Source organism: Spirillospora sp. NPDC049652 (assembly GCF_040675125.1).
In the GTDB taxonomy this organism is placed as follows: domain Bacteria; phylum Actinomycetota; class Actinomycetes; order Streptosporangiales; family Streptosporangiaceae; genus Spirillospora.
In genome coordinates, this window is sequence record NZ_JBFAOF010000308.1 from 1 (window position 1) to 7,416 (window position 7,416).

Consider the following 7,416-nt stretch of genomic DNA (forward strand, 5'->3'; position numbering starts at 1 on the left):
TTAAATACACATATCAAACTCAACTCTTCCCCAACCCCACTCTCTCCGTAACGCGCCCCCCCCCCCCCCTGCCCCCCCCACCCAAACGACCCCGAAAACGCGCAGGCCCGCGACCCCGAGGGGACGCGGCCTTCCGCGAGAAAGCGCCGGTCAGGTGTCGATGCGGTTCATGTCGAGCTCGGCCGCGCCGCCGATGATGAACTCGCGCCGGGGCCCGACGTCGCTGCCCATGAGCAGCGAGAACACCTTCGCCGCCGCCTCGCCGTCCTCGACGCGGATGCGGCGGAGCATGCGGTGCCGCGGGTCCATGGTGGTCTCGGCCAGCTGGTCGGCGTCCATCTCACCGAGGCCCTTGTAGCGCTGGATCGGCTCCTTCCAGCGCTGGCCCTTGCGCTCCAGCTCGACCAGGCGCTGCCGGAGCTCGGCGTCGGTGTAGGTGTAGATGTACTTGTCCTGGCCCTTCTTCGGCTTGATCAGCTCGATGCGGTGCAGCGGCGGGACGGCGGCGTAGACGCGTCCGGCCTCCAGCATCGGCCGCATGTAGCGGTAGAAGAGGGTCAGCAGCAGGGTGCGGATGTGGCTGCCGTCGACGTCGGCGTCGGCCATCAGGATCGCGCGGCCGTAGCGGGCGTTCTCCAGCTCGAACGAGCGGCCCGACCCGGCCCCGATCACCTGGATGATCGCGGCGCACTCGGTGTTCTTCAGCACGTCGGCGACCGACGCCTTCTGCACGTTGAGGATCTTGCCGCGGATCGGCAGCAGCGCCTGGAACTCGGAGTTGCGGGCGAGCTTGGCGGTGCCGAGGGCCGAGTCGCCCTCGACGATGAACAGCTCGCTGCGGTCGTCGGCGGTGCGGCAGTCGACGAGCTTGGCCGGGAGCGCCGAGCTCTCCAGGGCGTTCTTGCGGCGCTGGTTGTCGCGCTGGGTGCGGGCCGCGATGCGGGTCTTGGCCGCGCCCGCGATCTTCTCCAGGACGGTGCGCAGCGGCTGCTTCATCCCGCGGCCCGGGTTCTCGAAGACCGCCTTGAGCTCCCGGCTGACCACCTGGGACACGATCCGGGTCGCGGCCGAGGTGCCGAGGATCTCCTTGGTCTGCCCCTCGAACTGCGGCTCGGGCAGCCGGACCGTGACGACGGCCGTGAGGCCCTCCAGCACGTCGTCCTTGATGACGTCGTCGTCGTTGACCTTCAGCAGCTTGGTCGCGCGCAGCTGCTCGTTGACCACCTTGAGCAGCGCGCGGTCGAACCCGCGCACGTGCGTGCCGTGCTTGGGGGTGGCGATGACGTTGACGAACGAGCGGGTGATCGTGTCGTAGCCGGTTCCCCAGCGCAGCGCGACGTCGACCTCCAGGTCGCGCTCGACGTCGGTCGGGACCAGGTGGCCCTGGTCGTCCAGCACCGGGACGGTCTCGGTGAAGTGCCCGCGGCCCTGCAGCCGCAGCACGTCGACGAGCGGCTGGTCCTTGGCCAGGTAGGAGCAGAACTCGGAGATGCCGCCGTCGAACCGGAAGGTCTCGGCGACGACCTCCTCGCCGCGCTCGTCCCGCACGTCGATGGTGAGGCCGGGGATGAGGAAGGCGGTCTGCCGCATCCGGTCCAGGACGAGCTGGGTGTCGACCGTCGCGCCCTTGAGGAAGATCTGCATGTCCGGCCAGAACCGGACGCGGGTTCCGGTGGTCTTCTTGGCGACCTTGCGGATCTGCCGCAGCCCGGACTTCTTCTTGAACCGCGCGTTGGGCCGTCCCTCGTCGGCGAACTCGCCGGGCAGGCCGCGGCGGAAGCTGATCGCGTGGGTCTGGCCGTAGCGGTCGACCTCGACGTCGAGGCGGGCCGACAGCGCGTTCACCACCGACGCGCCGACGCCGTGCAGGCCGCCGGACGCGGTGTAGGAGACGCCGCCGAACTTGCCGCCCGCGTGCAGCCGCGTCATCACCAGCTCGACGCCGGGCAGGCCGGTCTTCGGTTCGACGTCGACCGGGATGCCGCGCCCGTTGTCGCCGACCTCGAAGGATCCGTCGGCGCGGAGCACGACGTCGATGTGCGTGCAGTACCCGGCCAGGGCCTCGTCCACGCAGTTGTCGACGATCTCCCAGAGGCAGTGCGCGAGGCCCCGGGAGTCGGTGGACCCGATGTACATGCCGGGTCGCTTGCGGACGGCCTCCAGCCCTTCCAGCACCGAGAGGTGCCGGGCGGAGTAGCCCTGCTGGTCGTCTGCGGTCGCTTCGGCGGTGGCGGCGGTCAACTGCGTGTGCTCCTCGGGGGATGGACGGTCGGGCATGAGGGTACCCCCGAGGGCCGACACTCCACCGACAGCCACGCCGCTCCGCACATTCCGGACCAGGGGTGGAGAGCGCGGAATCCACCCCCGGGATGATTGGAGACGCAGGTCACAGCGCTCTAAGGTCAACCCATGACAAACACCATCAGCGTGTACGGTCTGCGCAAACGTTATGGAGACGTGCAAGCCGTGGACGGGGTCTCCTTCGAGGTCCCCGAGGGCGAGTTCTTCGGCATCCTCGGCCCCAACGGCGCCGGGAAGACGACCACCCTGGAGATCGTCGAGGGCCTGCGCGAGGCCGACGAGGGCGAGGTCGAGCTGCTCGGCCTGAAGCCGTGGCCGCGCAACTCCAAGCTGCTGCCCCGGATCGGCGTGCAGCTCCAGGCCACCTCCTTCTTCGAGCGCCTGACCGCCCGCGAGCAGCTGCGCACGTTCGGCTCGCTGTACGGCGTGTCCGCGCGCAAGGCGGACGAGATGCTCGAGACGGTCGGGCTCACCGAGAAGGCCGACGAGCGGGTGGAGAAGCTGTCCGGCGGCCAGGCGCAGCGCCTCTCCATCGCCTGCGCGCTCGTCCACGACCCCGAGCTGGTCTTCCTGGACGAGCCGACCGCCGCGCTGGACCCGCAGGCCAGGCGCAACCTGTGGGACGTGCTGCGCGCGATCAACACCGAGGGCCGCACGATCGTGCTGACCACGCACTACATGGACGAGGCCGAGGTGCTCTGCGACCGGGTCGCGATCATGGACCGCGGGCAGATCCTCAAGCTCGGCCCGCCCGCCGCGCTCGTCCGCGGCCTGGACGCGCCGACCCGCGTCAGCGTGGCCAGCGGCGTCCTCGCCGCCGAGGACGCCCGCCGGCTGACCGGCGTGGACGAGGTGACCGACGACGGCGTGTCCCTGGTGGTCGAGACCCGCGACCCGTCCACCGTCGTGGCGGCGCTGTCGGCCAAGGACGCCCTCGACGGCGTCCAGATCCGCGGCGCCACGCTCGAGGACGTCTTCCTCGACCTCACCGGACGGGAATACCGGGCATGAGCAACGTCGAGAGCTTCAAGTCGCTGTCGCGGGCGCTGTTCGTCGGCTTCCGGCGGGACCGCGGGGCGCTGTTCTTCACCATCCTGTTCCCCCTGCTGTTCCTGGTGATCTTCGGCGGCGTGTTCGGGAAGCAGTCCACCGGCAAGGTCGAGATCGTCGAGGTCGGCGCGGTGCCGGTGCTGGACCAGGCGCTCTCCCACGACCCGTCCGGGGACCTGCGCAAGACCGTGAAGATCAGCCGGAACGACGACCGGGCGGCCGCGCTGAAGAAGGTCGGCAAGGGCGACGCGGACGCCGCGGTGGAGCAGAGCGGCGGGCGGATCGTCGTCCACTACTCCGGCGCCGACCAGGTGAAGTCCGGCGTGGTCCAGTCGGTCGTCCAGCAGGTCGCGAACTCGGCGAACCTCGCCGCGACGGGCCGTCCGCCGACGTACACGGTCGCCGGGCAGCAGGTCGAGGACAAGTCGATCAAGGGCATCAACTTCTTCACGCCGTCCCTGCTGGGCTGGGCGCTGGCGTCGGCCGGCATGTTCGGCGCATCGCAGACCCTTGTGCTGTGGCGGACCAAGGGCCTGCTGCGCCGGCTGCGGCTGGCCCCGGTGCCGATCCCCACCGTGTTCGGCGCGCGGGTGGTGGTGAGCCTCGGCATCGCGCTCGGCCAGCTCGCGGTGTTCCTGCTGGTCGCGCAGCTGCCGGTGTTCGGGTTGAAGCTCCAGAACGCGTGGTGGATGTCGATCCCGCTGGTGATCTGCGGCGTCCTGACGTTCCTCGCGCTCGGGATGCTGGTCGGGGCCTGGGCCAAGACGCAGGAGACGGCGCAGACCGTGACGCAGCTGATCGTCCTGCCGATGGCGTTCCTCGGCGGGTCGTTCTTCCCGCTCGACTACGCGCCCAAGTGGATGCAGGTCCTCTCCTACATCTTCCCCCTGCGCTATCTGAACGAGGGGATGCTGAACGTGATGGCGCGCGGCCTCGGTCCGGCCTCCGCGCTTCCGCAGATGGGAATCCTGCTCGGGATCGCGATCGTCGCGGGCGCCATCGCGGCGCGCCTGTTCCGCTGGGACGCCACGTGACGGCTCGATGTGACCTCCGTCACTAAAGCGCCCATTCTGCTGTGGGCGTACCTGGAAGCAGGTTGGGAACGTCAGCGTCGGGTTAGATGTTGTCCTAAGTACCGACCCCGACCATGAGGAAGGTGCCGTGACTGGAGCCCTTGCCCCGACCAAGCCGCTGACGGCCGCAGACCGGTGCGACCGCTGTGGCGCTCAGGCCTATGTCCGTGCGGTCCTTGCAGGCGGCGGCGACCTTCTGTTCTGCGCCCACCACGGGCGTAAGTACTCGGAGGCGCTGCGCTCTAACGGGGCCGACATCCAAGATGAGACCGACAGGCTGACGACCACCCCGGCTTCCACTTCGGACGACGAGCGTTAGCCCTCGAAATAAGTGAATCGCCGAACGGCGGTCACCGCGAGCCGGTGACCGCCGTTCTGCTGTGGCGGACCACTCACCGAACGTGCCCGAATGCCTGCGTGCAGTGAGTAACCCCACGTCACCGTCTCTGTGAATCCTCCCAAGCGCCTCATATCCTGGAGGAACCGCCGTCCGGAGCCGCCGGGCGCCCATGCCCGGGAAACGCCCGGAACTGCTGGAACGGACCAATCTGCGAACACCGGGGGAACCGTGCTGATCCTGCTGCCGCCGTCCGAGAAGAAGTCCCGCACCGGGGACGGCCCGCCGCTGGATCTGGCGTCCCTCAGCTTCCCCGCCCTCAACCCCGTCCGCGAGCGGGTGCTGGGCGCGCTCGGCGAGACGTGCCTGCGCGAGGACGCCGCGTCCGTGCTGGGTCTGCCCGCCGGGCAGACCGACGAGGCGCTGGCCCGCAACCGGGCGCTGCGCGAGGCCCCGACGCTTCCGGTCGCCGAGCTGTACCAGGGCGTCCTGTACGACAACCTCGCGCTCGCCGACCTGCCCGCCGGGGCGGCCGCCGAGCAGATCATCGTCTTCTCCGGCCTGTGGGGAGCACTGCGGCTCACCGACCGCATCCCCCCGTACCGCCTCGCGATGGGCGTGTCCCTGCCGCCGGAGGGGCGGCTCGCGGCGCTCTGGCGGCCCGCCATGGCCGAGGCGTTCGCCGATCTTCCCGACGGCCTCGTCGTGGACATGCGCTCCGGCCCCTACGCGGCCTCCTGGAAGGCGCGCCAGCCCGCCGTCGCCGTCCGCGTGTTCCGCGAGTTCTTCCTGGGCGGCGTCCCCAAGCGGACGGTCGTCAGCCACATGGCCAAGGCGACCCGCGGCAAGATCGCCCACGACCTGCTCCAGGCCGGCGCGAATCCCGCGACGCCCGAGGACCTCCTCAAGGCCGTCATCGACCTCGGCCACGCCGCCGAGCTCAACGGCTCCAACCTGGACATCGTCCTCCAGGCCTGACCGCCGTCGCCCCACCCCACGCCTTCTCCCAAAGCGTGTCGGCGAGCGTTCTCCGGCCACCCGGCAACCGGAGTCAACGGCCTCCCGCCTCAGACACCCGCTGAGAACGTCTCCTGACACCCGCCACCTCGCTCGCGTGCCTCTCGACACACGGCCAGGCACACAGAGTGACGGTCTCCGGGTACGAAGAACGCCCCCGCCGCGTGGCGGGGGCGTTTCTCGCTGCCGATCAGTCCAGGTAGTCGCGCAGGACCTGGCTGCGGGACGGGTGGCGCAGCTTCGACATGGTCTTGGACTCGATCTGGCGGATGCGCTCGCGCGTCACGCCGTAGACCTTGCCGATCTCGTCCAGGGTCTTCGGCTGGCCGTCGGTGAGGCCGAACCGCATGGAGACCACGCCCGCCTCACGCTCGGACAGGGTGTCCAGGACGGAGTGCAGCTGCTCCTGGAGGAGCGTGAAGCTGACCGCGTCCGCCGGGACGATGGCCTCGGAGTCCTCGATCAGGTCGCCGAACTCGCTGTCGCCGTCCTCGCCCAGCGGGGTGTGCAGGGAGATCGGCTCGCGGCCGTACTTCTGCACCTCGACGACCTTCTCCGGGGTCATGTCGAGTTCCTTGGCCAGCTCCTCCGGGGTCGGCTCGCGGCCGAGGTCCTGGAGCATCTGGCGCTGGACGCGGGCCAGCTTGTTGATGACCTCGACCATGTGCACCGGGATGCGGATGGTGCGGGCCTGGTCGGCCATCGCGCGGGTGATCGCCTGCCGGATCCACCAGGTGGCGTACGTGGAGAACTTGTAGCCCTTGGTGTAGTCGAACTTCTCGACCGCGCGGATCAGACCGAGGTTGCCCTCCTGGATCAGGTCCAGGAACAGCATGCCGCGGCCGGTGTACCGCTTGGCCAGCGAGACCACCAGGCGGAGGTTGGCCTCCAGCAGGTGGTTCTTGGCGCGGCGGCCGTCCTCGGCGATCCACTCCAGGTCTTCCTGGTCCTCCTCCGACAGCGTGCCCGCCTCGGTGGCGAGCCGCTCCTCGGCGAACAGGCCGGCCTCGATCCGCTTGGCGAGCTCGACCTCCTGCTCGGCGTTCAGCAGGGGGACCTTGCCGATCTGCTTGAGGTAGTCCTTGACCGGGTCGGCGGTCGCGCCCGCGGCGGCGATCTGCTGGGCCGGGGCGTCCTCGTCGTCGTCGCCGAGGACGAACGCCTCCTCGTCGGAGGGGGACTTGGGCTGCTGCGCGCCGGCCTTGGCGGGAGTGGCGGCGGCCACGGGGGCACGCTCCTCCTCCTCGTCGCCGTCCTGGTCGCCCTGGTCGGGCGTCTCCAGCTCGGCGTCGTCGGTCAGGTCGGCCTCAAGGTCGCTCAGGTCGTCGTCGAGGTCCTCGACATCGACCTCGTCGTCCAGTTCGGGGTCGTCGCCGGCCTTCTTCGCCGGGCCCTTGGCGGCGGGCCCGGCCTCGCCCTTCTTCGGCGCGGCCTTCTTGGCGGCGGCCTTCTTCGGCTTCGCAGGCGCGGCCTTCTTCGCCACGGCCTTCTTCACCGCCGGGGCCGCTACGGCCTCGTCCTCGTCGTCGCCGACGACGGCGGTCACGGTGTCGGGCTGCTGCTCCTTGGCGGCAGCGGCGGTCTTGGGCTTGCGCGCCGGCGCGGCCGCACGCTTGCGCGTCCGCTTCGGCGCCGCTG

General features: G+C 70.1%; 6 protein-coding genes. 4 read left to right on the forward strand and 2 right to left on the reverse strand.

Annotation, left to right across the window (positions count from 1 at the left end):
- Positions 1-150: 150 nt before the first annotated feature.
- Positions 151-2,241 (reverse strand): DNA gyrase/topoisomerase IV subunit B, encoded by a 2,091-nt coding sequence (locus tag AB0J52_RS20250; RefSeq protein ID WP_500183151.1) that lies wholly within the window; start codon positions 2,239-2,241, stop codon positions 151-153.
- 168 nt (positions 2,242-2,409) lie between these two features.
- Here AB0J52_RS20250 and AB0J52_RS20255 point away from each other — a divergent pair, with 168 nt between their 5' ends.
- From AB0J52_RS20255 to AB0J52_RS20270, 4 genes are all read left to right on the forward strand, one after another.
- Positions 2,410-3,312 (forward strand): ABC transporter ATP-binding protein, encoded by a 903-nt coding sequence (locus AB0J52_RS20255; RefSeq protein WP_500183146.1) that lies wholly within the window; start codon positions 2,410-2,412, stop codon positions 3,310-3,312.
- Entirely contained in the window at positions 3,309-4,385 is a 1,077-nt protein-coding gene (locus tag AB0J52_RS20260; RefSeq protein ID WP_500183147.1) for an ABC transporter permease, read from the forward strand. Before AB0J52_RS20255 ends, AB0J52_RS20260 begins: the two co-directional genes overlap by 4 nt.
- Before the next feature lie 127 nt (positions 4,386-4,512).
- Positions 4,513-4,743 carry a DUF7455 domain-containing protein gene (locus AB0J52_RS20265; protein WP_500183148.1) on the forward strand — a complete coding sequence of 77 codons (231 nt, stop codon included), beginning with the start codon at positions 4,513-4,515 and terminating at the stop codon, positions 4,741-4,743.
- Between the two features lie 249 nt (positions 4,744-4,992).
- A complete protein-coding gene (locus tag AB0J52_RS20270) occupies positions 4,993-5,739 on the forward strand; it encodes a YaaA family protein (RefSeq protein WP_500183149.1) in 747 nt (248 codons plus the stop codon).
- Positions 5,740-5,968: 229 nt separating this feature from the next.
- Here AB0J52_RS20270 and AB0J52_RS20275 read toward each other — a convergent pair.
- Positions 5,969-7,416 (reverse strand): RNA polymerase sigma factor (locus tag AB0J52_RS20275; RefSeq protein WP_500183150.1); only part of this gene is annotated, 1,448 nt, incomplete at its 5' end.

What these genes read in the sequence shown, in the direction of transcription:
- AB0J52_RS20255 (WP_500183146.1), top strand. Translation starts at nt 2,410, where the DNA reads ATGACAAACACCATCAGCGTGTACGGTCTGCGCAAACGTTATGGAGAC.
- AB0J52_RS20260 (WP_500183147.1), top strand. Translation starts at nt 3,309, where the DNA reads ATGAGCAACGTCGAGAGCTTCAAGTCGCTGTCGCGGGCGCTGTTCGTC.